Annotated in this window: 22 protein-coding genes and 1 pseudogene; 10 read left to right on the top strand and 13 right to left on the bottom strand. The window is 66.7% G+C overall.

The window, feature by feature from the left end; all coding sequences use genetic code 11:
* Positions 1 to 45 precede the first annotated feature (45 nt).
* From ACP7AZ_RS09675 to ACP7AZ_RS09660, 4 genes are all read right to left on the bottom strand, one after another.
* Positions 46 to 540 (bottom strand): hypothetical protein, encoded by a 495-nt coding sequence (locus tag ACP7AZ_RS09675; RefSeq protein WP_426038416.1) that lies wholly within the window; start codon positions 538 to 540, stop codon positions 46 to 48.
* Positions 541 to 643: 103 nt separating this feature from the next.
* Positions 644 to 1,081 (bottom strand): hypothetical protein, encoded by a 438-nt coding sequence (locus tag ACP7AZ_RS09670; RefSeq protein WP_426038414.1) that lies wholly within the window; start codon positions 1,079 to 1,081, stop codon positions 644 to 646.
* A 2-nt stretch (positions 1,082 to 1,083) separates the two neighbouring features.
* Positions 1,084 to 1,689 carry a hypothetical protein gene (locus tag ACP7AZ_RS09665; RefSeq protein ID WP_426038412.1) on the bottom strand — a complete coding sequence of 202 codons (606 nt, stop codon included), beginning with the start codon at positions 1,687 to 1,689 and terminating at the stop codon, positions 1,084 to 1,086.
* A gap of 434 nt (positions 1,690 to 2,123) precedes the next feature.
* The gene (locus ACP7AZ_RS09660; protein WP_426038410.1) at positions 2,124 to 2,417 is read right to left on the bottom strand and encodes a helix-turn-helix domain-containing protein; all 294 of its coding nucleotides are present in this window, start codon (positions 2,415 to 2,417) and stop codon (positions 2,124 to 2,126) included.
* A gap of 103 nt (positions 2,418 to 2,520) precedes the next feature.
* On the opposite strand from ACP7AZ_RS09660, the gene ACP7AZ_RS09655 reads away from it, so the two are divergent.
* The 5 genes from ACP7AZ_RS09655 to ACP7AZ_RS09635 all read left to right on the top strand — a co-directional run bounded on the left by ACP7AZ_RS09655 (position 2,521) and on the right by ACP7AZ_RS09635 (position 8,019).
* Positions 2,521 to 3,123: a GIY-YIG nuclease family protein gene (locus ACP7AZ_RS09655; RefSeq protein WP_426038408.1), complete on the top strand. Its 603-nt coding sequence runs from the start codon at positions 2,521 to 2,523 to the stop codon at positions 3,121 to 3,123.
* Positions 3,124 to 3,518: 395 nt separating this feature from the next.
* A complete protein-coding gene (locus ACP7AZ_RS09650; protein ID WP_426038406.1) occupies positions 3,519 to 4,388 on the top strand; it encodes a hypothetical protein in 870 nt (289 codons plus the stop codon).
* Positions 4,389 to 4,628: 240 nt separating this feature from the next.
* On the top strand, positions 4,629 to 5,855 hold the full coding sequence (locus ACP7AZ_RS09645) for a tyrosine-type recombinase/integrase (protein WP_426038404.1): 1,227 nt from the start codon (positions 4,629 to 4,631) through the stop codon (positions 5,853 to 5,855).
* Positions 5,856 to 6,000: 145 nt separating this feature from the next.
* Positions 6,001 to 6,558 (top strand): hypothetical protein, encoded by a 558-nt coding sequence (locus ACP7AZ_RS09640; protein ID WP_426038402.1) that lies wholly within the window; start codon positions 6,001 to 6,003, stop codon positions 6,556 to 6,558.
* 429 nt (positions 6,559 to 6,987) lie between these two features.
* Positions 6,988 to 8,019, top strand: a complete 1,032-nt coding sequence (locus ACP7AZ_RS09635) for a tyrosine-type recombinase/integrase (protein WP_426038400.1) — start codon at positions 6,988 to 6,990, stop codon at positions 8,017 to 8,019.
* A gap of 225 nt (positions 8,020 to 8,244) precedes the next feature.
* Here the strand turns inward: ACP7AZ_RS09635 and ACP7AZ_RS09630 are convergent.
* The 4 genes and pseudogenes from ACP7AZ_RS09630 to ACP7AZ_RS09615 form a co-directional block, all read right to left on the bottom strand.
* A pseudogene (locus ACP7AZ_RS09630) lies at positions 8,245 to 8,346 on the bottom strand (hypothetical protein); the annotation flags it as partial.
* Between the two features lie 165 nt (positions 8,347 to 8,511).
* Positions 8,512 to 10,044, bottom strand: a complete 1,533-nt coding sequence (locus tag ACP7AZ_RS09625) for a CHAT domain-containing protein (RefSeq protein WP_426038398.1) — start codon at positions 10,042 to 10,044, stop codon at positions 8,512 to 8,514.
* Positions 10,041 to 15,044, bottom strand: coding sequence for an AAA family ATPase (locus tag ACP7AZ_RS09620; RefSeq protein ID WP_426038396.1), 5,004 nt, complete (start codon positions 15,042 to 15,044; stop codon positions 10,041 to 10,043). The genes ACP7AZ_RS09625 and ACP7AZ_RS09620 overlap by 4 nt, the downstream gene beginning before the upstream one ends.
* Before the next feature lie 1,232 nt (positions 15,045 to 16,276).
* Entirely contained in the window at positions 16,277 to 16,969 is a 693-nt protein-coding gene (locus tag ACP7AZ_RS09615; RefSeq protein ID WP_426038394.1) for a LysR substrate-binding domain-containing protein, read from the bottom strand.
* Between ACP7AZ_RS09615 and ACP7AZ_RS09610 the strand changes: the two genes are divergently transcribed.
* Complete coding sequence (locus ACP7AZ_RS09610; RefSeq protein ID WP_426038392.1) at positions 16,938 to 17,381, top strand: LysR substrate-binding domain-containing protein; 444 nt, start codon at positions 16,938 to 16,940, stop codon at positions 17,379 to 17,381. The genes ACP7AZ_RS09615 and ACP7AZ_RS09610 overlap by 32 nt on opposite strands.
* 535 nt (positions 17,382 to 17,916) lie before the next feature.
* Positions 17,917 to 18,723 carry a tryptophan 2,3-dioxygenase gene (locus ACP7AZ_RS09605; RefSeq protein WP_426038390.1) on the top strand — a complete coding sequence of 269 codons (807 nt, stop codon included), beginning with the start codon at positions 17,917 to 17,919 and terminating at the stop codon, positions 18,721 to 18,723.
* A 151-nt stretch (positions 18,724 to 18,874) separates the two neighbouring features.
* Here ACP7AZ_RS09605 and ACP7AZ_RS09600 read toward each other — a convergent pair whose 3' ends face one another.
* From ACP7AZ_RS09600 to ACP7AZ_RS09585, 4 genes are read right to left on the bottom strand one after another with little or no spacing between them, the layout of a single operon-like run.
* A complete protein-coding gene (locus ACP7AZ_RS09600) occupies positions 18,875 to 19,459 on the bottom strand; it encodes an NAD(P)H-dependent oxidoreductase (RefSeq protein WP_426038388.1) in 585 nt (194 codons plus the stop codon).
* Positions 19,459 to 19,860: a hypothetical protein gene (locus ACP7AZ_RS09595; protein WP_426038386.1), complete on the bottom strand. Its 402-nt coding sequence runs from the start codon at positions 19,858 to 19,860 to the stop codon at positions 19,459 to 19,461. Before ACP7AZ_RS09595 ends, ACP7AZ_RS09600 begins: the two co-directional genes overlap by 1 nt.
* 13 nt (positions 19,861 to 19,873) lie before the next feature.
* Complete coding sequence (locus ACP7AZ_RS09590) at positions 19,874 to 20,707, bottom strand: universal stress protein (RefSeq protein ID WP_426038384.1); 834 nt, start codon at positions 20,705 to 20,707, stop codon at positions 19,874 to 19,876.
* Between the two features lie 24 nt (positions 20,708 to 20,731).
* On the bottom strand, positions 20,732 to 20,857 hold the full coding sequence (locus ACP7AZ_RS09585) for a hypothetical protein (RefSeq protein ID WP_426038382.1): 126 nt from the start codon (positions 20,855 to 20,857) through the stop codon (positions 20,732 to 20,734).
* Positions 20,858 to 21,068: 211 nt separating this feature from the next.
* Between ACP7AZ_RS09585 and ACP7AZ_RS09580 the strand changes: the two genes are divergently transcribed.
* Complete coding sequence (locus ACP7AZ_RS09580; protein ID WP_426038380.1) at positions 21,069 to 21,806, top strand: helix-turn-helix domain-containing protein; 738 nt, start codon at positions 21,069 to 21,071, stop codon at positions 21,804 to 21,806.
* A 315-nt stretch (positions 21,807 to 22,121) separates the two neighbouring features.
* Complete coding sequence (locus tag ACP7AZ_RS09575) at positions 22,122 to 22,643, top strand: pyridoxamine 5'-phosphate oxidase family protein (RefSeq protein WP_426038378.1); 522 nt, start codon at positions 22,122 to 22,124, stop codon at positions 22,641 to 22,643.
* Positions 22,644 to 22,825: 182 nt separating this feature from the next.
* Here ACP7AZ_RS09575 and ACP7AZ_RS09570 read toward each other — a convergent pair whose 3' ends face one another.
* Positions 22,826 to 23,989, bottom strand: a complete 1,164-nt coding sequence (locus tag ACP7AZ_RS09570; RefSeq protein WP_426038376.1) for a patatin-like phospholipase family protein — start codon at positions 23,987 to 23,989, stop codon at positions 22,826 to 22,828.
* Positions 23,990 to 24,149: 160 nt separating this feature from the next.
* Here ACP7AZ_RS09570 and ACP7AZ_RS09565 point away from each other — a divergent pair, with 160 nt between their 5' ends.
* Complete coding sequence (locus ACP7AZ_RS09565; RefSeq protein WP_426038374.1) at positions 24,150 to 25,082, top strand: universal stress protein; 933 nt, start codon at positions 24,150 to 24,152, stop codon at positions 25,080 to 25,082.

Genomic DNA, 25,082 nt, shown 5'->3' with positions numbered 1-25,082 from the left:
AGCGCGGCTCGCGCACTCGCGTCCCCCAAGCCTGTGTCGAAGGTATCAGGCGGTAGCCGCAAGCTCGCGGCACTCGTCGATCAGCTCCTTGATCGTGCCCTCCCAAGGCACGTAGCCATTCGACAGCTCGATGTTGCTGAAGCCTGCGTCGAGCGCCAGCTCGCAGAACTGGATCAGATCAGCGCCATGCACCTTTTGGAACAGAGGCAAGGTGACTTCGGAGTCGTCGTAGGAGACATCGAAGTTCACGCCGCTCACCATGGCCACGATTTCACTGCGATCGCGGGAAGCGAAGCTGTGATAGATTGGCGAGCTGAACACAGTCATTTCTTCAGGGCGAGCGTAGGTCAGAGGCTCACCGTACGTGTTCAAAGCTCGGAAGACCCATCGGCCGTCAGGCTCAAGCTGAAGGGCTTCGTGCAGGCCGTCGTGGCCCGCGAGCGTGACGATGTAGCCAAGCTCGGGCGTGTCGAACGGATGGGGGTAGCGACCGGGGGCGGCGGTAGCATCGTTGGCGGGAGTGTTGTCGGAAATCGACATGGAGGGCACCTGTTGAATGCAGCCGAGCTGATCGGCCTGCGTGGTTTCAATGTGGGGCGAGATGTCCAGCGACCCTGCGAGAGCACAGGGTCGCTGGACCCCGTCAGACGGGACCGGTCGGGCGCTTGACCAGGATCTGGTGTGACGCGAACTCTAACTTCTGAGGACGGTGCCACGTGATGCGATGACTGCGCAGGACGCCGTAGGCTTCTGCGACAGCGTCGGCATCGAACAGGGCCAGCCCGATCACCGGGGGACAGCCCTGCACCTCGAACCGCACGTGGCGCGGGATCGTCAGGTGACTGGCGCTGCGGGGGGTGAGGTCGACGAGCTGACGCTCGTAGCCCGGATAATCCAGTTCGACCGAGCCAACCCCATCGGGATCCGGCAGCTGCAAGAGCAGGCCGATGTACATCGGGTTTGAGAATGCGCCGGCCCGCTTAGCTGCTGCGGTCGGGGCCAGCTCGGCGTTGAAGGGGCTGGTCATGAAGGGACCATGCGGCGACGGTGGCTGGCCAAAGGCTGGCGTGATGCGGCCCATGACTACTGCTCCTCACCTTCGTGGGCGCTGACCGGCACCACCGTCCAACGCGGCGCCCGGCAACCCCCGTCGCCCCACTGGACCAGGGCGCTGTAGCAGCAGAGGCGCCCTTGGCGATCGAATATGCCGACGAACTCGACCGAACGGCCGACCACTTCGAACTCAGCCTTTGTGATCTTCGAGCGCGGACGCGTCCAGGCCATGCCGATGTCCAGGCTCACCCGTTGCGGATAGCAGGGCGTCACTTCTTCCAAGACAGGCGGATCGCCGACCACGAGAGTCAGCAAGCCGAGTTCGATGTAGTCGGGGACCTCTCCACCGGTGAAGTGGATGCGGACCGCAGGGCCAATGTCGACTACCAGTTTGCCAGCCTGGTCGGGCGACACAACGTCGCCGACAGTGGCGCCGGCGCCCACGTCGAAGCGTGACGAGATTGGCTCCTCTTCTGCATGTTCGGCGACGAGCGACTGGAACGTCTTGCCCAGCTGGGTGATCGTCCAACGCAAATGACCATGGTCATCGACGTAGGTGCGGATCAGGCCCTCGGTGTGCATTTGGTGGAGAACCGCCGTCAACGGGCGACGTCCGGATACGGTGTTGGTGGTCATCGGGTTCTTTCGTTCGGATGCTGCTTGGCGGTGCCGAAGTCAGCGGTTTCAAAGGAGCGGCATTAGCCGCGAGATCGGTGCCTTGCCGCCGCCACCGACAGGGCGGTGAGCGGCGCGAAAAGGGGGAGATTTGCGGATCATGGCGGCGCGCGTGCCATTCCAACTCGACGCGACAGCTTGAGACAGCCGGCGATAGCCTGATCGAGGTGCGGGCCATTTTCCTGGGGAAAATTAGCCATGCCGCAACAATGGGAATTGAACGCGCGCCCGCGCGCGCGAGGGTGTCAATTATCTTGGCGCCGTAGTGGGTTAGGTAGGCCCGTGCGGGTTCTGTCCAACTCGGCTATCCAACTTGGATCCGGGCCGTTTCGGGCGGGCCCATGGCGGCCAGAGAGCGGGACCAGAGAGCCGTTCTCGCGATGTCGACGGGCGTATTACGCGCTGCGCGCGCTCGACCCCTTGTCGTTCTGCGCGGTCCCGTCGTCGGCAGGGCCCGGGTTGGTCATCGTCACCGCCGCCGGCTCGATGTCAGGCGCGGACATCACAACGTCGAGCGCCGCCAGCGCGTCGGTCAACGCCTTGCAATTGACCCGGCTCATCGGCGCCGACCCAGCGCGTTCGGCGCGTCGGATGCTCGAGACCGAGACCGCGCTCAATTCGCTCAGCGTCTGGATCGAGATGTCGGCCGCGGCGCGAGCCGCCCGCAGCTGCCAGGCAGCGAAGCCCAAACTTTTTTCAGCAGAAGGCTTGCGCACGCCAGGTCGACACTCCAATTCGTCCATGTGAACGATTTTCGTTCATATGGACGCTTTTAGCCGGGAGGCCAAATCGGTGCAGAAAACCTACGTCATCCACTCCGCCGACGCCATCCACCGCGACATCACCTTGGCCCCCGACGTCGGAGGTCTTTACGCATTCATGCTGAAGAACCCCGACCACCTGGCCGAGCCGCTCGAGCGCGCCGGCCTAGTGATGGACGTCATGGGCTTGGGTCAAAAGCCCCTGCTTTATATCGGTGCCTCGGGCGACAGCCTGCGCGGCCGCATCCGTTGCCATCTGCGCGACGACACCCAGAACTCCACCTTCCGCATGAGCCTGGGGGCGTTGCTGGCCGATCAACTGGACCTGAAGGTCAAGCCCATCCCCTACCGGGGCGTGTTCGGCTTCCTGCGCGCCGACGAAGCGCGCCTGACCGCTTGGATGTGCGAGCATCTCGAGGTCGGCGTCTTGCCGGCGAGCCGCCCCATCGAACTGGAGCGCCGCCACATCCGCCAGCACGACCCGGTCCTGAACATCGCCGGCAGGCGGGCCTACGACAGCGCCTGGACCGTCCTTTTGCTGCGACGTCGGTGTCTCGACCAGACCTTGGTGGGCTCGGCGCCGGCCGAGTTCACCGGAGTGGCCGAGTTCCAGGCCCACGGCGCCCGTCGATGACCCGGATCACCACCTCGGAGGTCTGTGCCTTGGGTCGGTTCTCGCGCGCGACGCTGTGGAGGAGGGTCAAAGCCGGGACCTTGCCTGCGCCGATCGACCAGAGCCGCCAGGCCATCTTCGAACGCGAACGCGTCATAGCCGCCCTTGGCGTCCCCCGCCCCCGCTGGCGTGTCCGACCCGCAGGCGGGGCACCAACCGTCCCCTCGGAGGCGATGCCGTCTGGCGGCCCCGTCTTGCGTCGTTGGTCCGCCGAACGCTGGGAACTCGCCTGATAGGAGAACATTTTTTGCGGTTTGCACCGATCTAGGTGAAATCAATTTACCCCACGCTTCCTCGGTGTCACCGCAGAAACGTCAGCATACTGTTGACCCCGAATGCCAGAAGGATCGTAAACCATGACGCGCTTCATTCCCATCAACACAGGAAGCCCCCAACCGCCAGGTTACGCGGTCGGCCCGGTCGACAGTCCTTGGGACGTCCTGATCGCCGCGCGTGAGGCCGGCGACAATCTCAGTGGCGATTCCTGGTACGAGCGCAGCCGCGCCTATAATGCGCATGACCGCATCGTCGGCGGCTTGAGCGGCGCGCCCGATCTCCATCCGGCGACTGTCACGCCGGAGGTGCTGCAGCGCTGGATCGAAGCAACGGCGCGCGACCGGGTCGACGCCATGCTGCTCCACGTGACCCTCGAGATCCTTCTAGCCTACGCCGTGCGCATGGGCTTGAGGCAGGGCGAACCCACGCCGTCGATCCCGGCGTCCGCGCCGAAGGACAGCGTCGCCGACGGTTGCGCCGCAGACCGTGGCGCCCCCGCTCGCAAGCGACGTCACACGGATGCCCATTCCACGGGCCGCTGCGGCACGACCACGAGCAGCGCAAGCGAGGTAATGAAGCTGACAGAATCCGTTTTTGGCCCCCGTAATGGCTGGAGCGTCGTCACCCAAGGCGTCGTGACGGGTGCCTGGTATCAAGGCCTGCACCCCAAGACCCAGGCCGAGTTTATCTTGCGGTGCAAGAACATCGCTGTGGCCTTTGACGAGGATCACGCCTTCTGGCCCAGCACGATCCAGCCCGAAGACATGCTGGCCTGGATCGATCAACAGTCCAGGAACGACAACGTCTCTGCGAGTTACCACGTCGCATTCACACGTCTGTTGAGCTCCATCGACGCGAACGACTGGCGCCTCGCCGTCCTGTCGCCATCGCTCTCGGACCTCTGGCCCGGCCGCACCGGTCGTCCCGGCGACGACTGCGAGACGGACTAGTCCCATGGCCCTGACCGCAATCCTCGCCGAGGTGGCCCGGCGCCATGCCAGCACCCCGGGCTCGGCCAAACCCCGCGGTCCGCCCTGTGCAGCTCGACGATGCCGTACGCCTGACCCCGGGCCCGCCTGACGCTCACGCGCGCGACGGCATTCGGCCTCAACGCTGACCTCGACGGCCGGCACCAAGCCGGCCCCCAAGACCCTGACCGAAAACTCCCTTAATCAAAGGAATGATCACCCATGTCCCGTTTCGGACCGTATACCCAGCACCGTACCCGCAAGGACGGTTCCTACGTCTTCTTCCAGCATTTCCACGCGAACCTGCGCCCCAAAGGCTTCCCCGCCGGCTTCCAGATCCACGAGCAGGATGAACCTGGGCCCCTCACTAACGAGGAGCGCGAACTCATCCTCGAGCGCGCCATGGTCAACTACGACGAGTTTTGCGAGGCTCGAAAAGTCGCCAACCCGATGACCCCGCCGCGCGAGGGCCCGCTGCCGGAAAATAGCTGGAAGCTCCTCGCCGATCTGGCCAAGGACTCGTTCTGGTTTGATGGCCTGTCGGTGCACTCGAAGAGGCTCTACGCGCTGCAGTACGACAAGATCGTGGCTGCATTCGACGGCAAGCCGGAACTCGACCCAACCGTGATTTCGCAGAGCCAGATCGAGCAGTGGCTGCGCCGCCGCGGCTATAGCTCGCACGTCGTCATTACCTGGGGTGTAATCTTTAACCAGCTGCTTCGGATCGCGGCAAATGAAGGCATCCGGCCCAATCACCGGCCCATCCGCATGCAGGTCCGGCGTGCGCCGCCCGGACCCATTCGCATCTGGGAGCAGAGCGACGTCGATGCCGTCATCAAGGCCTTCGAAGACAAGGGCGACATGATCACCTCCGAACTGGTCCAGACGGCTTGGGCTACGGGTCAGCGGCTCGGCGACATCCGCCAGTTGCGTTACGACAAGAATTATCAGGACGGCTGTTTGCACTTCCTGACCAACAAGACCGCCGCCCGGATAATGTTGACCCTGCCCGACGCGTTGCGCCAACGGCTCGACCAACGCTACCGCCCGGGGCAACTCATGTTCCCCAGCCCGCGGGGGCGAACCTTCACGATCAGTCACCTCAGCGAGTACTTCCGCGGATCGACCAAGCACCTCGCGGGCTACGACGACCTGCCGCTGAAACTGCGCACCCTGCGCCACTCGGCGATCCTGAACTTCGCACGCGCCGGCTGCACCATTCCGATGATCGCATCGGTCACCGGTCACTCGCTGGTCACGGTGCACAAGATCCTGGGGCACTACCTGCCGCGTGATCCAATACTCGCCGCCCAGGCTCAGGCGATGCGCGCCGAGGCCGACAACGTGTTCGCCCTGAACCCCGTCATCGAAGGTTACGCGCGCACCCTCATCGACGGACGGGCTCTGCCGCAAAAACCCACGGCGGGTCCGCAACGACGGTCCGCTTAAGCGCCAAGAACAGGGCTTGGTCCAGGTGGACGGTTGTCCACCGGCCATAGCCCGCGTTCTCCGAGCGGACGCCGTAGAGGTTGTCGGCCCTCTGCGGCGTGTCCCTCCACCACGTCATTGCCACTCGCACCAGGAGATTTTCGTTTTGTCTTACCAACTGTACTTCGACAGTGGGCCGCTCCTGGAGGGGACCGGAGTCCGGTTCGATGAAGGGATTGATGCGGATGCGTGGTGGTCCGAGCTCTTCGGCTCGCTCGACCAATACAATCAAGGCCGCGCCCAAGGTTTCAGCTTGCAGAACGGCTGCAACCACGGGGGGCATTTTGGCGAAGCTGGGCCTGAGGCGCTGTTTCTCGACGGGCAGATCCCCGCCCTCTCTTGCCGCATGGGCGTACTGGCTAGGGGTGACCGCCAAGTTCAAAGCCAGCAGCAAATTGACTGCGTCAGCTGGCGTCATGTGGGGAGCGCCCCGTCCGCCAGCACCGGCGGACAGCAAGGGCGTCTTGCACTCACGCAGGACGCGGGCCGCATGACGGATCGACGCAGCGTCGTGGCGGGGATGAAAAACTTCAAGGGTCGCGATCAGGGCTGGCAACTTCGCCATCGATACGGATCTCCATTGGCGTCCCCGACGCTGCGTTTTCACGCTATCACGCCGGAAACGGGGGTCACAACCGGCCTCTCCCATGACGCGAGCGGCTAGGGGCGGGCGCAAGCGCTCGACACGTCCCGAGCGCCGGCCGTTGCCCGAGCAGTGGGCTGAGACCGAGCCCATGCTCCTGGACGAAGCGATCGCCGTCTTCTTCCCCGACGGCCCCGTAACCGTCGCCTCCCTGCGAAGCGAAATCCGAAACCAGCATCTGCCGGCCGCCAAGGTCGCGGGCCGGATTTACATCACCCCTCGTGACCTCATTCGATTGTTTGACCCCCAGCTATGGCTCGCCCCAGAAACGCACCCCGCCTCCGGCTCAAGAAGATCGGTGCCGACGCAATCACCGGCAGGCCGATCCGCGTCTGGTACATCCGGGACGGAGACATTGGCGTCAGCACAGGCGCGCGCGAGAGCGATCTTGCGGGGGCTGAGGCGGCCCTAGCGGCTTATCTGGACACGAAGCTTCGGGTCGCGCCGCCGGTGGCTGATCGCCTGCTATCGCCGAGCGAAGTGCCGGTGGCGGACGCCGTCGGTCTGTACTGCCTGGAGCGAGTACCGTTCCTCGCTGACCCCGGCTCCGCTGTCGCCCGCTTCGACGCGCTGCTGGCGTTCTTCGGCCCTATGTCGCTGGCCGGAGTGACCCGTAGCGTCTGTCAGGCCTATGTGGCCCAGCGCGTCACCCAGCCGATCAAGACGTTCAAGAACCCGAAAACGGCGCGCCGCGTCTCCGAGCAGAGCGCCACCCGTGAGCTGGAGGACCTCTCTGCCGCGATCAACTGGTTCGATGGGGAACGCCGCCTGACGCGCAAGATCGATGTGTGGCGGCCCAAGAAGCCCGAAAGCCCACGCGATGCGCTCACCCACGCGGAGGTGGCGCGTCTTCTCAAGGCGTCCATGGGGCGCCGTCTGGAAGGTCGCGTCTGGAAATCCCTGTCGGGCTCAGCCCGGGCCAATCGACGGCACCTGCGCCGGCTGATCTTGATCGGCGTCTATACCGGGACCCGTCCGGGCATTTTGGTGCGGTTGCGCTGGGCACCGTCCGACACCGACCCCTGGGTGGACCTCAACGGCGGCTGGCTCAGACGGCGGGGGCGTCTGGAAAAGGAACAGCCGACCAAGCGCCAACCGATCTGCCGGTTGCCGCGCCGGCTCATGGTGCATCTGCGTCGCTGGCGAGATCTGGACGCCGCGGAGAGCGCCACGCGCGCCGCGAAGGGCCTGCCCCCCATCGACACTGTCCTGCATCATGGCGGTCGGGCCCTGTCAGGCCGTATCCGGAGGAGCTTTGCCTCAGCCGTGAACGATGCCGGGATCAAGCCTGAGGTCACGCCACACTGGTTGCGGCACACCGCAGCGACGTGGCTGGTCGCCAATCCCAAGGTCGAGCTGTCCCAAGCCGCGCAGTACCTCGGCATGACCGTCGAGACGTTGTTGGCACACTACAACCACCACCGGCCCGACCATCAGGTTGCCGCGGCGGCGGCGGCCGACAGTCGGGCCCGGGCCGCCTGATCAGCCGCTCCGTTCTGCCCTTGCAGCCTATTTTGACCGGGTCGCCGACAACGGTGTCGACCGGACGCGTGAGGTGTTCAACGGCTAGTGCGTGGGGCGATAGACAGCGTTCGACGGTCCCAGTCCGGGCGCCAACTCGAGGAGCTCGGGAGCCTCGATACTCACCTGGATCTGCAACCCGGTGTGGTCAGGCCTGCGCCACAGGCGCTCGGCAACCGACAGGTCATCGACCACCCGGACCGGATTATCCTCGGCCACATAGTCGTCGAGACACTCGGGAAGCAGCGTCTGCTGCTGGCGATCGGCACCCTGTACGAAGCGGCTCATACCCACCTCCTGCTGACCTCAGAAGGATAAGCTAAATCGCTCGGATGGCAGGCGTTTTCACACAGCCTCGACTCATAGCTGACCTTGGGAAGGTCTGCTCCCGGATGACGGTCACGTGAGCACGACCCCTGGCAAAGCGTCAGATCCACCCAGAGACGCTCTCAATCAGACGTAGCGCCGCTCCAGGTTGCCGTGACAGGCGTACACATCGTCCAAGCTGTAGAGCGCCAATCCGTCCCGGCCGTCCCGAACGGCTTCGGCCAGTGTCCCGCCCTCGAGCAGGACGCGGTACAGCACACCGCTGAATCTTATCGCTGCTTCGTCATCCAGCTCTGATCGAGTGCCGATGACCGTACCGACCTTGGACGCCAGCGCCGTCGCCTGATCGTCTGAGTAGCAGGCGTTGAGTACGACGAGATCAACACCCCGGCCCTCAAGCGTCTGGGCGAGCGCCGGCCCGGTCACGACGTGAACGGCGTCTCCTTCGCCACGCATCAACACGCCGTCCTTGGAGCCATGGCCGCAGAAGTGAACGATGGTCGGCTGAAACCGGCGAAGGGCGACGAGGAAGTCGTCCGGGGTCACGGCGCCCAATGTGTCAATCTCCACACCGTCTGACGGCGCAGCAGTCGAGAAGACCTTTCGGATGGCGCGGACCTCGCGCTCCAGATCAAGATTGAAATCCGGGTTGGCGGTACAGACCAGCAGCCGCATGCGAACGGCGGGTCGAGGCACCGGCAACTGCGCCAGCGTCGCCGCCAGCCTGCCGGCGAGACGCCCTCGAAACGGTCGGGCCGGATCGCCCTCCAGATCGAACAGGAAGCCCGCCAGCGGCAGTGAGCGGAGATGTGCGACCTGACCAGCGTTGAGCGCGCCCGCAAGCGCCGCCGTGAACACCTCCATCTCGAGCCCGCCGATCTGCCCGAACAGGTCGGCCGCGAAGTCCTGCAGTGCGTCCCGCCCGCGCGCCCAACCCCGATCTTCCAGGCCCTCGGCGCCTTGGTGGGACTCATCGATCAGTGCCTGGAAGACAGAATCCGGCCCGGCGCCAAGCGCGTACATCTCGGCCGCCCGGTCGGCCTCGAGGTGGGGCGCGGAGGCGGCGAACTCCGCAGCGGACAGGACGGGCATGACCGCCACGTCGTGATTGTCGCCGTAGGCGGAATTGACGAAGGCCAGACCGCCTGGAAGCCGCGACCGGATCGCCGAACAGGTCTGACTGGAGATCAGGATGGTGGTGACCGAAAACTCATGCTCGAGCGACCGCAGCTGCGAAAGGAAGGTGACGGTCGCGGTGTCGGCCAGCCGGGCGAACGACTGGAACCGGTCGATGACGAGAACCAGATAGATCTTCTGCGCCGCCAGGCTCCGGACAACCGCTTCCAGCGCTTCCGACGGATCAACCGCGCCGTTCAGCGAAATCTGTGCCCCGGTCGCAGCCGCGACCTTCTGCCGGATGCGGGCGACGACACGGACTGCCGAGGTTGATTGGTCCGGTACGACACGCACGACGAGCGTTCTGAAACCCTCCACCGGCGGCGGGGGCCGGAATTGCCCGGACAGCCAAGTCTCCAGGAAAGCCGGAAACCCGCTCGCCGCTGCCGATCCCGCCGGCACAAGACAGGTGATCGAGCGCCCCGGACCAGACGCCCAGAGCGTCCCGGCGCGATCGGTGAACCAGCCGTGATCGCGCTTCATGTGCCGAGCCTCCGAAGCCGAACCTCGGCGTCAAAGTCGGCGCGCGCCGCCCGGAAACCTTCGGCGAACAGGGGCACCTTGAACCGATAGCTGTTGTTGGCCTCGGCGGTCAGGATCTTGAGTTCGACCAGGGTCTGCAGACGCCGGTTCCATGACGGCTTGTTGTCCAGCTCGAGCAGCTGGGACTCGATCAGGAAATGCCAAGGGGCATGAAGGGTGGAGAGCGAACTCGTCTGGGCCACGCGCCGCAGCAGCAGCCAGAGGAGATCCCGCTCCCGGTCGCCCTGCAGGCTGAGCATGTGCTCGATCGGTTCGAGCACGTCGTAGGACTTGAACGGAAGTTTGGTATGGTCGCCGTCCACCAGGGCGCTGACCGCGGACCTCACGTCCGAACGCAATGCCACGCCGCCGCGCACGGCGTGAACGGTGGCGGCCCCGAGCTGCCACATGAACTGCGGCATGCCGGCGCACAGGTTGATCCCGTACTCGATCGCCGTGGGCTCGAACTGGACGAACGGCGCGACGCGGGCCGGCGCGATCAGCTTGGAGGCGTCCTCGACCGAGGTCAGGCCTTCCAGCTCGATGTCGACGCAGCTGCCGAAGAAGGCGTTCTTGTACTCCTTGGCGAAAGCGGTGATGTGGTTGCTGCCCGAGAGGACCAAAGCGACCCGGTCGGAGGCCTGGGACACTTCGCGCAGGCTCTGGAGCAACTGCTCGAGCTCGATCTTCTTGGCGCCGCCCTTGTTGTACGGATAGGTCAGTGCCTCCGCCTCGTCGAGCAGGAGGATCAGGCGGGACTCGCTCGTCCCAGCGACATCCAGCACCCGGTCGCCCAGCAACATCAGCGAGTCCGCCATGCTGTCGCCGTCCCAAGTCTCCTGCACCAGGGCGCGCATGCTGCCCCAGTCCGCGGCCGCGTTCTGCTTGAGCCGCTCGCCCAGTTCCCGGTTGTAGTCGGTCGCCGAAAACTCACGTTTGCACAGCGCCCTTCCGATCGCGCGGTACAGGGTCGCGCTGACGGTGCTGTCCTCGGACAGGAGCTGCTGCCGCAGCTCGGCGAGCGACAGATAGACGGTGAGCGCCTGGGAATTCCCCGGCTTGCGGTGCAGGCGATGGAACTCCTGCAACAGGGACGTCTTGCCGACGCGGCGCATGCCGGTGAGCAGGACCGGGCTGGGCTGGCGCGCCGCAACGAGGAAGTTGTGCAGCTGTTCGAGGCTCTCGGCTCGGCCGACGAAAGCGTCGCCGACGGCAGGGGTGTTGCTCACGCCCGGATAGAATTCGAGCAGGCTCTCGTTGTCGATCGTCCGGCCGGCGGGATCGGCGAGCGCGCTGATCACCGGCACCTCCAGATCGGTGGTCACGATGTTTTCGGTGACCGTCCTGGCGCTGAACCGAAGCCGGAAGTTCGATCCCTTGCCGGCCCGGATCCGCTCGTCCCAGGTCTCGCCGAGCGTCAGGGGGATCACGAAATCCTTTGGCGCGTACAGAAGGTCGTCGGAGATCGTCATGATCCGCCCGGAACGCCCCGAGAAGGTCACGTCGTCGTCGGCGACCACCAGAACCTGCAGCTGGGAGGGTACGATGCCGTCCGGCACCGCCGTGACCGACACCCGGATCGTACGCCGGCTGTAGGGGCCTGAACGCAGCACCAGCGCGTCCTGCAGTTCCACCTTCAGACTGCCTTGGCTGCCCTGGACGGCCGTCGGCAGGCGACGGATGAACTGACGGACGGCGGCGGATTTGGAGACGGCTGCCACCTGGCCGCCGAGCGCGTCGGCGACCGCGACCAGGGCCGGCCGCCCGATTGAGGCGTTTCGAAGCTCGAGCATCTGCTCGAGCTTGGATTTGACGATGGGATCGTGCCGCGCGCAGAGACGCACGATCGTGTCCGCCTGTCCCTGATCGTGGAGGTAAATCAGCAGGTCGGCCCGGATTCCACTGAGCTCGGGCAGGCTCGTGGCGCCGGTCCAGGCCAGGTCCGCGAGTTCATAGGCCTGGCCGCCGAACACGATGGACAGGACCCTCGACAGCTGCGTGGGCGAGGTCTCATCGACCCGGAATAGAGCGGGATGGGCCGCCAGCAATTCGGACCAGGTTTTCGGGTCCGGCCGGTCCGAGGCCGAGTTGTCCGGATGGAGCGCGCACTGCAGCAGGCGCAGCACAGTCACGTTGCGCTCCCGGGCGGACAGCGCGCGGTGGACCGGTTGTCCGCTGGTACTGATGGCGCGGGCTGCGCCGTCCAGCATGTCGTAAGCCCCCCGCCGATCGTCTTGGCTCAGCCGTTCCATCACCTGCCCGTAGTCGGCGATGTCGTCGATCCGCTGCACCTCGTCTTCGCCCAGGCCCGGACGCGCATTCCGCGCGAGTTGAAGCAGCTCCTGCCAGGCCTTGGCGTCGACGGCGTTGGCCATGGATTTGGCGAGGTCCTCGGCCTGCCTGCGGCCGTGGACGATCACGATGCCGACCTGCCGGTTCTGTAGCGGCGCGGTCTCGCTCTCCCGAACGAGCCCGGCCTCGGCGAGCGCCTGAAGGCAGTCGAGCGGATTGGCGCCCGAGGTCACGGCGAGCTCGAACTCGATGACACTCTCAAGGACGCCGTCAATGTCCGCGCGCGTAGAGGCCGACCGGAGGGCGTCGGTACGGTCGTACAGGAACGACAGGAAGGCGGACAGCAGGGCGCTCAAATCCCGCCGCACGTCGGAGGTCAGGACGCCGACCACATCGGTCCATCGGCTCAGATGCCGGATCGTGCCGGAAAGATAGTCGATGAGCTCGCGCGCGACATCCTCCGGCAACCACCAGTCGGGATCCTCGCTGCGCGCCTGCAGGTCGGCGATCAGGGGTAGAAGGGGCGCGAACTCGGGCGTCGCGGCGCCGATGGGTTTGACGATCCGCTCGATCGCGACCAGGTGCGCGCGCCGCCCGCCGGAGGCGTCGAGAACCGCCGCCCATCGGGTCCGAAGTGTGTCGAGGTCCCGGTCGGACGCGCCCTGATCCCCGGCACTTAGCAACCGTGCCCGCAACTCCGCAGCGGCGAGACGCTCCTGAGCTGCGGCGCGGTCACGGTCGGTCTGCTCCTTACGCGTCTCGAGCTCGTCGACGAGGAGCGCGACATAGCTTTCCGCATCCGTCACGTTCAAACCGGAAAGCGCTTCCTTCAGCGGTTCGAATGCGTCCGTGGCACGGACCGTATCGCGACCATGGTGGCGCTCGAGGTCTTCGAGCCGCGCCCGGGTTTCCCGAAGCAGGGGACTGGCCGCTTCCTCAACCCGTTTGCGCAACGGACGATGGGTCGTAGTGGCATGAGCGGCTTCGATCGCCGCGCGCAGGGCTCCGCCGAAGTCGTGGCCGTCGAGCAGCGTCTCCACGATGCGCGCAGGATCCTCCGCGCCATGGGCGGTGAGGGCGCAGAGGACGGACCACAGGGTCGGACGCGACGACCTGTAAAACTCTACACACGGAACGGCCCGGTCGCGCCAGGCGTCGTCGGCTGCGGACCACAGCCGGGCCGACAGCGGCTCTTCGTCGCCGATTAGGCTGAGGCCCACGGGCGCCGCGGCGGCGTCGCCCCGGAGCAGCTCGATGAACTGCGCCTCCAGCCAACCGACCGATCCGGACGGCCCCTCCGCCGACATCGCCTCGATGGCCTCCTCCAGGCGGTCCGCGAACTCCACGGTGCGAGGATCGACCTTGCTGGATTCAGCGCGCACGGCCGCTTCCAGCTGTTTGGCGGCGCTTTGCAGGTATCGTGTAAGCTGGAGCCGGTGCTGGCTCTCCAGCCGATCGTTGCTCGGTAGCCCCCGCTGAACGTCGTCGAACACCGCCTGCTCAACCTGGCCGTCAGCCAAGCCTTTCAACAGATCCCGAGTTTGCCGGATGTTGAGGCCGTCGCCGCTTAACAGGGGCTCGAGATAGGCGTCTCGAGCATGTTCCCGCAGCCTCCGGAAATGCCCGCTCATGCCCGCCGGCGTCCGGATGAACTCCACGGCCGCCTTGGCGGCGGTGTTTTCCCCCGCCTTGCGCGCCATGGCCAGACGGCGCTGAATGTCGGCCCGACTGGCGACGATGTCGAGGTTAGCGACGATGGCCTCGACTGCAAGCGTGAGCGGGCGACCGACGACGGCCGCATCCGCGGTCCCCACACTGACATCCGCGATCTGCGCCAGTGGACCTTCGAACAGGAGGTTGGCGAAATGCTCGCGGCAGACATAGCGCCGGAACTCAGGCGCACCATCGAGCCTGGCGGAGGAGCGCTGGATGAACCGAAGCGCGGAGCGCCGGGCCTCGGGAGGCAACACGGGGAACAGGGTCTGCGCCGCGCGCTCCGCGAATGCGGCGTCGTGGCGTTCGACGCCGTAGGCCGTCAGGAGCGCACAGAGCACGGGTCCGCCCAGGGCGGCCGCGCGCGTTGCGACCTGCACCAACTCCTCGGCGCCGAGGTCGGGAAGCCAGGCCTTGACCGCGTCGACCGATCCATTGGGAAGCCGCTCGACCAGCGCGTCCTGGAACCTTGCCTCGGCATGTGCCTGGGCGTTGCGTTGCGCATGAAGCGCGGCGAGCTCTGAAAGGCGAGACATCGGAACCGGCGACGGAAGCGCCGTCCGCCAACGCTGAACGTCCTCAAGCTCCGGCTCGTAATAGGTCGAGGCCCAGGCGGCCTCGGCGGCGATGTCCACCGCGGCGGAGGCGGGGTTCAGCTTGAGCGGCGCTACGACCAAGCCGATCTTGTCCTCAATGGCCGCCCGGACGGTTTCGACGCGTTCATCCAGAGCGGTCTGCGCGCGGTCGCGCGCATCCTGATCATCTCGCCACGCCTTCAGGCTCGCGACCGCGCGCTCGAACTCGGCGGATCCGCCGGAGACCAGGCTCCCAAGGCCCGCATTGAACTGGTCCCTCGCAACCTCCGCCGCTGCGGCGCACGCGGTCTCCATCTCTCCGAGACGGTCACGCAATGTCGCGAGTTCGCCTTCAGGCTCCGGGGGCGTGACCGGCTCCACGCCGCAGGTCTCTAGCCTCGGGAGGGCGGGATGCGCGTCTGTGCGGACTTCCGCCGGGGCGGGAGCCACCAATTCCGGCGCTTCAGAAGGCGGCATCTCGGGCGACGACGGCGGCGCGTCGTGGCCAGCGTCCGGATCGCAGCTCTCCGGAATCGAAACGCCCAGTCGTTTGGCCGTCCGCAGAAGCTCATCTCGTTCCCCGGCCTCTAGTCGGGCGGCGAAAAGGACCACGGCGCGCGCAATGACGACATCGCCGAGGGGACAGGGCGGTGGCGCGGCGGCGACTGCGGCGGCGAATGCGTCCGCCTTGACCACCCGGGCTTCCGGTTTTCCCGGCTTGCCGGTTGAGGCGTCCAGAAACCACTCGGACAGGGCGACGAGCTCAGGGTCCCCGCTGAGCCGATAGCCGAACCGCCACAGGCTGTCGGGGAGTGCGGGTGGGCTGAGCGGTCGCTTGCGGTTCCGCATATGAAACTCGATCGAGGTGAATTTCTGCCGAAGCTTTTCGTTGTCGCAGATCAGCGCAATCAGAAGCTCGTCCCGTTCCTGCAGTGGGGGGCCGCCGGGCAAGGATGCAAGTGCCCGAGCATCGAACCGCTTGATGAAATGCTTGAGCCCGCGTCGCATAGCGCCAGCGTCAAGCATCCATGACTTCAGCGCTGTTTGGAATAACGCCGAATACAGGTACGAGCTTGGAAACAGCTCCTGTGGCAGAATGCCCTTGGGATCCAGCGGCCACGCGACCGCCTTCCCGACAGGCACGGTTGTTGGCTGCACAATGCCAATCATTTTTCCCTAGTCGCCATCCCGCGGATCGGGCGTGTCCCGATCTATCTGATGGCCCTGTCTAGGATTACACGCGCAGGTAGGCAATCAAGATTGATCAATCGAACGGTCACCTCGTCAGAAGCGCGCTCGCGATATCGAGCGGGCAGCAACCGGCGCGCAACCGGCCAACGCTGCGACCGCCGCATCCGGGACACTACTGTGTGAGATCGCCCTTCCGTCTGACTGGCTCGCCGTCGCTGCTGCTGGCTCAAGGGCCGAGCGCGTAGGTGCCGTTAACCCTCGCCACGTGGGAGCCAACCTACCGCGATCATATGGATGAGACGGGGACGGGCTAGCCTGCGAGCCGTACCTTTGATTGAGCGCGGACGTTACGAGCGGGCTTAGCGAGGTTGACCCGGCGCAGGTCCGGTTCCGGGGCTGAGGTGAATGTCCGCTGCTGGCGCTTAACGGGCACCTGTTGAGGCCAGTCTGCCGACTTTCCGCGCTTCTGACAGCAGCCATTGGGCTGCGGCGGCGGCCGCCGGCGTGGACGCGCTATCCGCTCTCCTCAAAAGATGATGGGCGTATCCCGGGACCGTTGGGCCGAACAATCGCACCAGCCTGCCTGCGGAGAACTCGTCATCGACCAGCGCAAGGCTGACAAGTGCGACGCCTTGCGCAGCAACCGCAGCCTGGATGGCGTGGCTCTCGTCGGAGAAGCGCAGCCGTGCCTGTCCGGAGGACTCGGCAAGCCCTGCCGCCGCGAACCAGCTCGCCCAGGTCGGATTGTGAGGGTTCGGCCGACGCCACTCGAACTCGATAAGCGGCACGCGCGCCAGATCAGCCGGGCTGCTGACGCCAAGCATCGGGTTCGCGACGGGGGCGAACTCATCGGCGAACAGCAGTTCGGCATCGAACCCCGGATAGGGTCCGGTTCCATAGCGAATGGCCAGGTCGGCTCCGCCGGTGCGAAGATCGACGGGCTCGTCGGAGGCGTGAAGCTGAAGATCGACCTCAGGGTGCAAAAGCTGGAAGTTGGCGACGCGCGGGACCAGCCACCTGGCCGTAAAGGCGATCGTCGCTGAGATCGTCACCTGCGCACGCTCGCTGCGCCGCGTGAGGCGGGTGGCCGACAGTCCGCTGACCGCGCGACGCATCGGCGAGACCGGGCGCACGATCGTGGCTTCGCCCGACTATCTGGCCCGGCACGGGACGCCACAGGTCCCCGAGGACCTGCACAATCACAATTGCCTCAACTTCAACTTCCGCCGCGCGGAGCCCGTCTGGCCGTTCCGAAAAGACGGTCGCGACTTTGCCCTGACCGTCCATGGGAACATCGAGGCCAACAACGGCGAGACGCTCGGCCAGCTGGCAATCGCGGGGGTGGGGATCACTCGGGTCGGCAATTTCAGCATCGCCGATGACCTCGCCGCCGGTGGGCTCGTGCCTGTGCTGGAATCCTTCAACCCCGGGGACGTCGAGCAGATCCACGCCATCTTCGTCGGCGGGGCAAACATGCCAGCGCGGGTGAGGGTGTTCATCGACTACATCACGAGCCGTATCCGCTGACAAAGGTCTAGTCGCCGGTGCCGGTCCGATGTCCGCTACTGGCGCGATGCGATAGTCGCGCCGCGCTCCCCCAAGGGGCCAGAAACTAGCCGGATACAGAAAAATCTGAACGCATCTGCATGCATTTATGGCAACTAACGACGTCTGACGGACCGCCGCTCGCCGATCGCTTCGACGCCGCTTCAAGCTTCGCGTATCCCAGACACACTGGGCTAGAGGGCGGCTCTTCCCTGTCCGACCTCGTTCGAAGCCGTCACAGTGGACGAGTAGCTCAGCGAGAGCGCACTACGTTGACATCGAGGGGGTCACAGGTTCAATCCCTGTCGCGTCCACCATTCCTTCCCATCACATTGCCAGGCGTTGAAGAAACCTTCCGCCCGCGCCCTGCCCGGACCTTGCGGTCCGCAAGCGCCGTCGCGGAGACCCGGCCAGGCGGATGCCCGGCGCGGGGCCTGTCCTGCCCCGAGGCCAAGAGAGTCGCCCCGTTCCGGGCGGGTGACTTGAGGCCTGTGGGGAACCGGCCGATACAGCGGGCATGACCGATCCGACGCCCGCCGCCGACATGACCTATGCCCGCTATCTGGACCTGGACCGGCTGCTGGCCGCCCAGAACCCGATCAGCGACGAACATGACGAAATGCTGTTCGTCATCATCCACCAGACCAAGGAGCTCTGGCTCAAGCAGATCCTGCACGAGGTCGCCCTGGCCCAGTCGTTGGTGCGAGCCGGGGATCTTGTCCCGGCCTACAAGAGCCTGGCGCGGGTCAGCCGCATCCAGGCGGTGATGACCCAGAGCTGGGACATCCTGGCGACCATGACGCCCGCCGACTACCTGCGCTTCCGCGGCGTACTGGGCTCCAGCTCCGGCTTCCAGAGCGACCAGTTCCGCCGGCTGGAGACCATGCTGGGACTGAAGGATGCGAAGTTCCTGTCGTTCCAGCTCGACCGGCCGGAAGCCCATGCCGCCCTTTCGGAAGCGCTGGCCGCGCCGAGCCTCTATGACGACGCCCTGGCCCAGCTCGCGGCCGCCGGGATCGTCGTCCCCGCAGAGGCGCTGAACCGCGACGTCAGCCAGCCGTATGAGCCCTCTGAAGGCGTCGAGGCCGCCTGGCTGGAGGTCTATCGCGACACCGAACGCTGGTGGCCCTTCTATCAACTGGCCGAGAAGCTGGTCGATCTGGACGACGCCCTCCTGACCTGGCGCCACAAACATGTGGTGACCGTGGAGCGGATCATCGGTCGGCGTCGCGGCACCGGCGGCACCGACGGCGTCGGCTACCTGTCGTCCACGCTTGAGCGTCGCTGTTTCCCCGAGTTGTGGTCGTTGCGCACCAAGCTTTAGGCCCCTGTCCGCTGGACGGAGCCGACATCAGCCATGGGCGGGGACAGCGACCTCAAGCGCCTCGGTCCAGCCGTCACTGTTCGGAAACTGCGGCCCCGGCGTCGCCGGGCGCTATGATCTGCGCCGGGGTCTTGCAGATCCGACGGTCGGGTCAGATCGCCCGCCGCCCCAGCCCCGCGATCCTGTCGAGCCATTGCTCGCACCGGGCGTCGCTGATGCCCTCGACATTGCCGACGATGGTGGTCCGGGTCGGGCCGATGCCGACGAAGCCCAGGATGTTGCGCCTCAGGGCGGTCAGCGCGTGGGCGAAGTAGAAGCCACGGTAAATGGCGGCCGGCATGCCCATGGTGACGATGACCCGCGCGGTCCGGCCCTTGAGGCGACCGTCACCCACGGTTCGTTCCCTCTGTCCGAAGGCGAAGCCCGGGCGGAAGGTCTGTTCGAACAGGGCCTTTAGCCGGGCCGGCATGAACCCCAGCCAGAGCGGATGGATGATGACCAGATGCTGGGCCCAGGCGATATCCTCCTGGACGCCGAGAATCGCGGCCGGCGCCGAGGCGGCCTCCCAGTCGTCGCGACGGATCAGGTCAGGGAATTCGAGCCGCGACAGGTCGACCCGGCGCACCTCGTGACCGGCGGAGGCGGCTCCCGAGGCGTAGGCGTCGGCCAGGGCGTGGCAAAATCGCCTGGGGTCCGGATCAGGATGGCCGTCCAGCACCAGGATTCGGCGCGCCATCAGGCGATCGCCTGTTCGCCCGGAGCCGGGGTCTCGATCGGTTCAAGCCGTTCCACGCCGTAGGTGTGGGTCTGGCCGTCCGCCGCCACGATGGAGACGTATTCACCGAGGGCGAACTGCTCCTCGCCGAGACGGAAGCCGGAGGCGTCCAGATCGTCCCGCCCGTCCAGGTCCAGCAGCCAGCGATCGCCGACCGTGTGCCGCAGGCGGCCCGTGGCGACGGTCGCGTCCCGCACGAACCGGCGCACGAAGCATCGGTCGGGCGCGGCGCGACAGGCCGCGAGATCCAGCCGTCCCGCCTCGTCGAGAGCGGCGACGATGTCCCATCCGTCGCGGGCGTCGCCGTGCGGATGGCCGGGCTCGCGCGCCAGTTCGAGCCGGATATGGTGAAAGCCGCTCATCGCAAACCTCGGATCAGTGGGTGAGAAGGAGGCAGACCGGCGCGGAGGCCAGCAGTTCGGAGGTCACGCCGCCGAGCGCCCATTCGCGCAGACGGGCATGGCCGTAGCCGCCGCAGACGATCAGCCCGGCCTTGTGACTGGCCGCGAAGCCCAGGATGTTCCGGGCGGCGGTGGTCTTTCCGGGAGGGGAGACATGAGCCTCTGCCGCTATCCCGTGACGCGCCAGCCAGGCGACGACGTCGTCGGTGCGCGCGGCGGCCTGTTCTGCGGTGTCCTCGCCCGCAATCTCCAGGACATGGACGGTGGAGGCGCGGCTCAGCAGGGGAAGGGCCGAGGCCGCAGCACGCTGGGCTTCGCGGCTGTCCTTCCAGGCGACCACCGCCGGCCAGCCGGTCGGGTCCCGCTCCCGCTCCGGCGGAACCACGAGGACCGGGCGCCCGACGGCCATCAGGACATCAGCCGGATCGATGGCGTGGGTCGGCGCGCGCGACGAGCGGCGGCCGAGGATGACAAGGTCCGCAGCCCGGGCCTCATGCGCCACGACATCGGCTGGAAGCCCCAGCCTGCCCCGCCATTCCGTCCGGCCCCGTCGAGACCCGACGAGCTCGTGGAAACGCGTGAGCGCGCCGCGAACCTCCGCCTCGGCGAGGTCGCGGAGGAAGGTGAAGGCCTCCCCGAACATGGCGCCGCCGGTGTAGAGGTCGTCCGCCGGCGGGACGCTGAGGGCGACGCCGCAGGCTCCGATCAGATGGGCGTCCAGTCCGGCCGCCAGATCGCAGGCGAGGCGAATCCGGGCGTCGCTGTCGACGCCCTGGTCCACAGCCACGAGCAGGGTCTTGAACGTCATTCGCGGGCCTTTCGAAGCCTTGGGTCAGCGCTCGCGCGGCGGAGCGCGACGCGGAAGGGCGGTCCAGAGGGCGGCGCCCCCGACGAACCCCATGAAGAGGGCGAAGAGGGCGATGACCGTCGCAACGACGGGGATGGCTTGTGCGGGCATGGGCAGGTCTCCTTCTCTGACCTTGGTCGCCCAACGGTCGGCGCGGCGCCTTGACCGAGATCAAAACATGCGGTGCAGATCGACGACCAGGAGGCGAGGACCAGGGCCGAGGCGTCGGTCGGAAAGCCGTTCGGACCGCCTTGATCTGCATCAACTCCCGGTGCGCCGCGATCGCAGACAAGACTGAGCTTCGCGGCGTCAGGATTCCACCATGCTCGAGCTCAAGGCTCTCCCCGTCGAATGCGACGATCGCCGCAGAAGCACGGACTGCGCCGGCTGCGGCGCCCGAATGCTGAGCGTGTGCGGCAGCATCAAGGAGGCCGACCTCGGAAGCCTCGACGCGCTGGCGGACCCCGTCACGCTGGAGGCCGGAGCGTCGCTCATCCGCGAGGGCGACGCCGCCTGCCATCTGTTCAACATCACCGCCGGGTCCGTGCGGGTCTACAAGCTGCTGTCCAACGGTCGCCGCCAGATCATCGGCTTCCTGTTCGCGGGCGACTTCCTCGGTCTCTCCACCGGGGAGACCTACGTCTTCTCCGCCGAGGCGATCGAGCCGACCACGGCGTGCCGGTTCCGCAAGAGCGACTATCGCGCCCTCATCCGGGATACCCCCGCGCTCGAGGCCGTTCTGCTCGAACGGGCCACTCACGAACTGGCTGCGGCCCAGAACCAGATGCTGCTCCTGGGTCGCAAGACCGCAATCGAGCGGGTGGCGACCTTCCTGCTGGATCAACCGGCGCACGACCCCGCCCGCCCCAGCCTGACGGACCACATCCGCCTGCCGATGACCCGGTCGGAGATCGCCGACTATCTTGGCCTGACGATCGAGACCGTCAGCCGGATCCTGACCCGGCTCAGGACCATGGGCGTCATTCGCCTGCTCTCCCCGACCGAGCTGCTGGTCCGGCAGCCGGAGCGGCTGCGGTCCCTGTCCAACGGCGGCGTCTGACGTCGGGCGGCCGCCACCCGCCTTCGCCCTGCCTCCAGGATGAGCGCCCGTCCAGCCGCGCTGGACGCCGCGGGGCGCCGTCAGAAATGCTTGAGGAGGTCTCTGGCCGAGCGGCACGGCCGATGATCCGAGGTTTGCGCTGGATCAAGGTTCCGCGACCGCAACAGGGCCACGGTCCTGTCGACGCCTCGCTGGCCGTATTGTGCAGCCAGACCGCGTCGTGGACCACCAGATGCGCCCCAGCAGCCCATCCCAGATCGCCATTCCCGGGGCCGGCCTGGCCGTCCTCGCCCCGGCCGTCAGGAGGGTCTGACCATGCCGGAGGTCGCTCCACCCCCCATCCACGGCGGCGCGGTCGCCGCCGTCGTGGCCCTGCTCGACGCCCAACGGCTTTTGTCGCTCGCCGTCAATCGTCCTGACGGTTGGCCCCAGGCGACCACTGTGGGCTACGTCAACGAAGGGCTGAATCTGTATGTGGTCGTAGCGCGGACCAGTCAGAAACTGGCGAACATCAGGGCCGACTCACGAGTCTCCGTCGTCATCCGCAGCGAGGCGCAGCAAGGCGACGCCGTGGGCGTATCCATGGCCGCCCGGGCCGTGGAGATCACCGATCCGGTCCTGGTCGAGCGCCTCGATCAGTCCGTCCGGGAACGGTATCCGGACCTGCACGTCTTCGGACCCGGGGGCGATTCCGTCGCCGTGATCCATCTGCGCCCCGAGATCATCTCGCCGGTCAGCGTGATCGCGGGGCGCAGCCACTCCCAGACCTTCAGCCTCCAACCCGCCGATACGACTCCGCACATCGTTGCGGCCCCGCGCGTGATCGACCTGATCTGAGCCGACGCTTCGCGCATCGTCCGCGACGAACCGGGCCGGCTGAGGATCAAGAGAGCGGCCGCTTGCGCTTTCAGCCGCGCGCAGGGCAAGACTGTTTCAACCTCAAGGCCGAGGACGAGGCCCTCTTCGAGGCGGTCTACGATCGCTCGCGACCTGCAGGCGACGGTTCCAGGCCGACGCCCTCAGTCGCTGAAGCGGAAGGTTTTCGCCAGCAGACCGGCAACAGTCTCAGGCGCCTTGGATCCCGCCGCCCGGACCTCTCCATCCCGCGCCCGCGAGGCTGCGGCGTCGAACAGACGGGTCATACTCCGGGTGTCGAACTTCAGCATGACGCCATGGCCGGCCGTGTCAGGGATCGAGGCGACCGCCAGCGGCAGGCCGGCTCCGGCGCAGAAGGTCGCAGTCACGCTGATCGCCTGCCGATAGGAGAACTGCAGCATGGTATCGAAGCTGCGCAGCAGGATCGTCGGGACGTTACTCGCCGTCGCCAGGGGCGCGGGCTCCAGGATGGTGTTGGCGATGATATAGACGCGACCGCCGCGCATCCGCCGGCCCGCCCCCTTCAACCGCAGCAGCGCATCAGGAAGAACGAACAAGGGGGCCGCAACACCGCCGTCGACGTGCATTTCTTCGTAGATCCGACCGCCGGACCGACAGGCTATCATGCGCGGCGGAAAAACCCCCGGCAGGCTGGCGGACGCGGCCAGGATCTGCCGAAAGAGAGTGATGGCGTTCGCCTCTCCGGCCTCGCGCATCTGGCTGGCGATCGCACCGAGATCCCAGATGCAGGCGCGCTGTCGATCCAGGTCGGTGGTCGCCACGAACAGGCGACGGCCCTCGGCGTGCGCGGCCGCCACGGCCTCAAGCAAGGGTGCATCAATGAAGGGCGCGATCAGGCCGTCGAGTGCGGCAGCGCGGAACAGGCCCGGCTCCAGGCCCGGGACCGCACGGCGCAGGGCGAAGAGCGCCGCAGCGTGACCGCCCGTGTAGGCGTCCTGGAGCCGGCCGTCCCAGGCAGGGCCAAGGAAGGCGAAAGGGGCGATCAGGGCCCCGGTGCTGACGCCGGTGACCAGGGCGAACTCCGGACGCCGCCCGGCCCGCGATAGACCCACCAGTAGCCCGGTGCCGTAGGCTCCGCCCGCCGCGCCGCCGGAAATCGCCAGGACATTGAACGGGACGCGCGACCAGGGCGCACGCGGCGCTGCGATGCGATCCATGGCGGAGACCAGACCGTGTTCCGCCTCTTGCGCGGTGAGACGCACATCCTTGAAGCCGACCGGCTGGCCGGGGTCATCGGCCAGATCGCGCTTGCGGCGCAGGAAGGAGCGGGTCGGCGCGTCTGTCATGGACCTCGGTTCCGGCGGCGTTGCGACGCCGCAACGTTGACAGGGCTCTCACGACCGTTCTGATCCGATCCGCCCGGCCGATGCAAGGTCAGGTCTCATAGAGCCCTCTCAGGCGGGCGACGGCGCCGCATCTGATCTGGATCAAGGCCAGGCCGGTCAGATGCGCGTCCTCTCGTCCGTCGGCGCTCTCTGCGAGAACAAGAGCCGCGAGCCGCCCTGGAAGGATCTTATGAGCTACAAGTCCATCGTCGCCCTGACTTTCGGTCATGCCGGCGACGCCGCGACACTCGGCTTCGCCGCCGCGCTCGCCGTCCTCAACAAGGCCAGGGTGGTCGTGTTTCCCGTCATGCCCGACCCGATGGTCGATCTCGTCAGCTACGGCATGCTGCTCGGCACGACCCTTCCGGATGAGACAACGTCGGCGATCCTCGCGAGTCAGAAGGCGGCGAGAGCCACGCTGGAGACGGAATGTCGCCGCATCTGCAATGCGGCCGACCTGATCTTCGGAGACGGAGAGGGCCTTCCCCGCATTGCGTTGGCCACTCCCACGGGCCGGGCGGAGATCGCATTGAGCCATTGCCTGGCCCTGGCCGATCTGGTGGTGATCAGTCAGGAGAGCCTGACCACGTCCCTGATCGCCGAGGAGACCTTCGCCCAGACGCTGCTGCAGCGACGCGTCCCCATCCTGATCGCCCGGGGGGATCCTCCCGGCCTGGAAGGACCGGTCATGATCGCCTGGGACGGCAGCGCCGAAGCCGGCCGGGCGGTCAGGCAAGCCTTCCCGCTCATCGCCATGTCGTCCGCAACCACCGCCGTCCAGTGCGCCAAAGGTCTGGACCCAGTGGCCGCCAATCCGTCATTCGGTCCTCTGCTCGACTATCTCCGCGCCCATGCGGTCGGAAGCGCCAGCACCGAGACAGTCAGGGGCGGGCCAGAGGGTCTCGCGCTGGTCGAGGCGGCCAAAAGGCTGAAGGCGGGAGTCCTGATCGCAGGGGGCTACGGACACAGCCGCCTGCGGGAGGCCGTCTTCGGGGGCGCCACCCGCGCCCTGCTCGACGATGTCGAGGGGCCGTCCCTGTTGATGGCGCACTGA

It is taken from the genome of Brevundimonas sp. DC300-4, from assembly GCF_049897365.1.
Taxonomy (GTDB): Bacteria; Pseudomonadota; Alphaproteobacteria; order Caulobacterales; family Caulobacteraceae; genus Brevundimonas.
The sequence above is the reverse complement of the archived record's forward strand: the minus strand, read 5'-3'. Positions and strand labels throughout refer to the sequence as shown.

Excerpts from the sequence above, each read along its gene's own strand:
- ACP7AZ_RS09570 (WP_426038376.1), bottom strand. The coding sequence starts at position 23,989 with ATGACAGACGCGCCGACCCGCTCCTTCCTGCGCCGCAAGCGCGATCTG.
- ACP7AZ_RS09580 (WP_426038380.1), top strand. The coding sequence starts at position 21,069 with ATGCTCGAGCTCAAGGCTCTCCCCGTCGAATGCGACGATCGCCGCAGA.
- ACP7AZ_RS09650 (WP_426038406.1), top strand. The coding sequence starts at position 3,519 with ATGACGCGCTTCATTCCCATCAACACAGGAAGCCCCCAACCGCCAGGT.
- ACP7AZ_RS09575 (WP_426038378.1), top strand. The coding sequence starts at position 22,122 with ATGCCGGAGGTCGCTCCACCCCCCATCCACGGCGGCGCGGTCGCCGCC.
- ACP7AZ_RS09625 (WP_426038398.1), bottom strand. The coding sequence starts at position 10,044 with ATGAAGCGCGATCACGGCTGGTTCACCGATCGCGCCGGGACGCTCTGG.
- ACP7AZ_RS09565 (WP_426038374.1), top strand. The coding sequence starts at position 24,150 with ATGCGCGTCCTCTCGTCCGTCGGCGCTCTCTGCGAGAACAAGAGCCGC.
- ACP7AZ_RS09670 (WP_426038414.1), bottom strand. The coding sequence starts at position 1,081 with ATGGGCCGCATCACGCCAGCCTTTGGCCAGCCACCGTCGCCGCATGGT.
- ACP7AZ_RS09615 (WP_426038394.1), bottom strand. The coding sequence starts at position 16,969 with ATGCGTCGCGCGGTCAGCGGACTGTCGGCCACCCGCCTCACGCGGCGC.
- ACP7AZ_RS09585 (WP_426038382.1), bottom strand. The coding sequence starts at position 20,857 with ATGCCCGCACAAGCCATCCCCGTCGTTGCGACGGTCATCGCCCTCTTC.
- ACP7AZ_RS09595 (WP_426038386.1), bottom strand. The coding sequence starts at position 19,860 with ATGAGCGGCTTTCACCATATCCGGCTCGAACTGGCGCGCGAGCCCGGC.
- ACP7AZ_RS09645 (WP_426038404.1), top strand. The coding sequence starts at position 4,629 with ATGTCCCGTTTCGGACCGTATACCCAGCACCGTACCCGCAAGGACGGT.
- ACP7AZ_RS09665 (WP_426038412.1), bottom strand. The coding sequence starts at position 1,689 with ATGACCACCAACACCGTATCCGGACGTCGCCCGTTGACGGCGGTTCTC.
- ACP7AZ_RS09590 (WP_426038384.1), bottom strand. The coding sequence starts at position 20,707 with ATGACGTTCAAGACCCTGCTCGTGGCTGTGGACCAGGGCGTCGACAGC.
- ACP7AZ_RS09600 (WP_426038388.1), bottom strand. The coding sequence starts at position 19,459 with ATGGCGCGCCGAATCCTGGTGCTGGACGGCCATCCTGATCCGGACCCC.
- ACP7AZ_RS09675 (WP_426038416.1), bottom strand. The coding sequence starts at position 540 with ATGTCGATTTCCGACAACACTCCCGCCAACGATGCTACCGCCGCCCCC.
- ACP7AZ_RS09605 (WP_426038390.1), top strand. The coding sequence starts at position 17,917 with ATGACCGATCCGACGCCCGCCGCCGACATGACCTATGCCCGCTATCTG.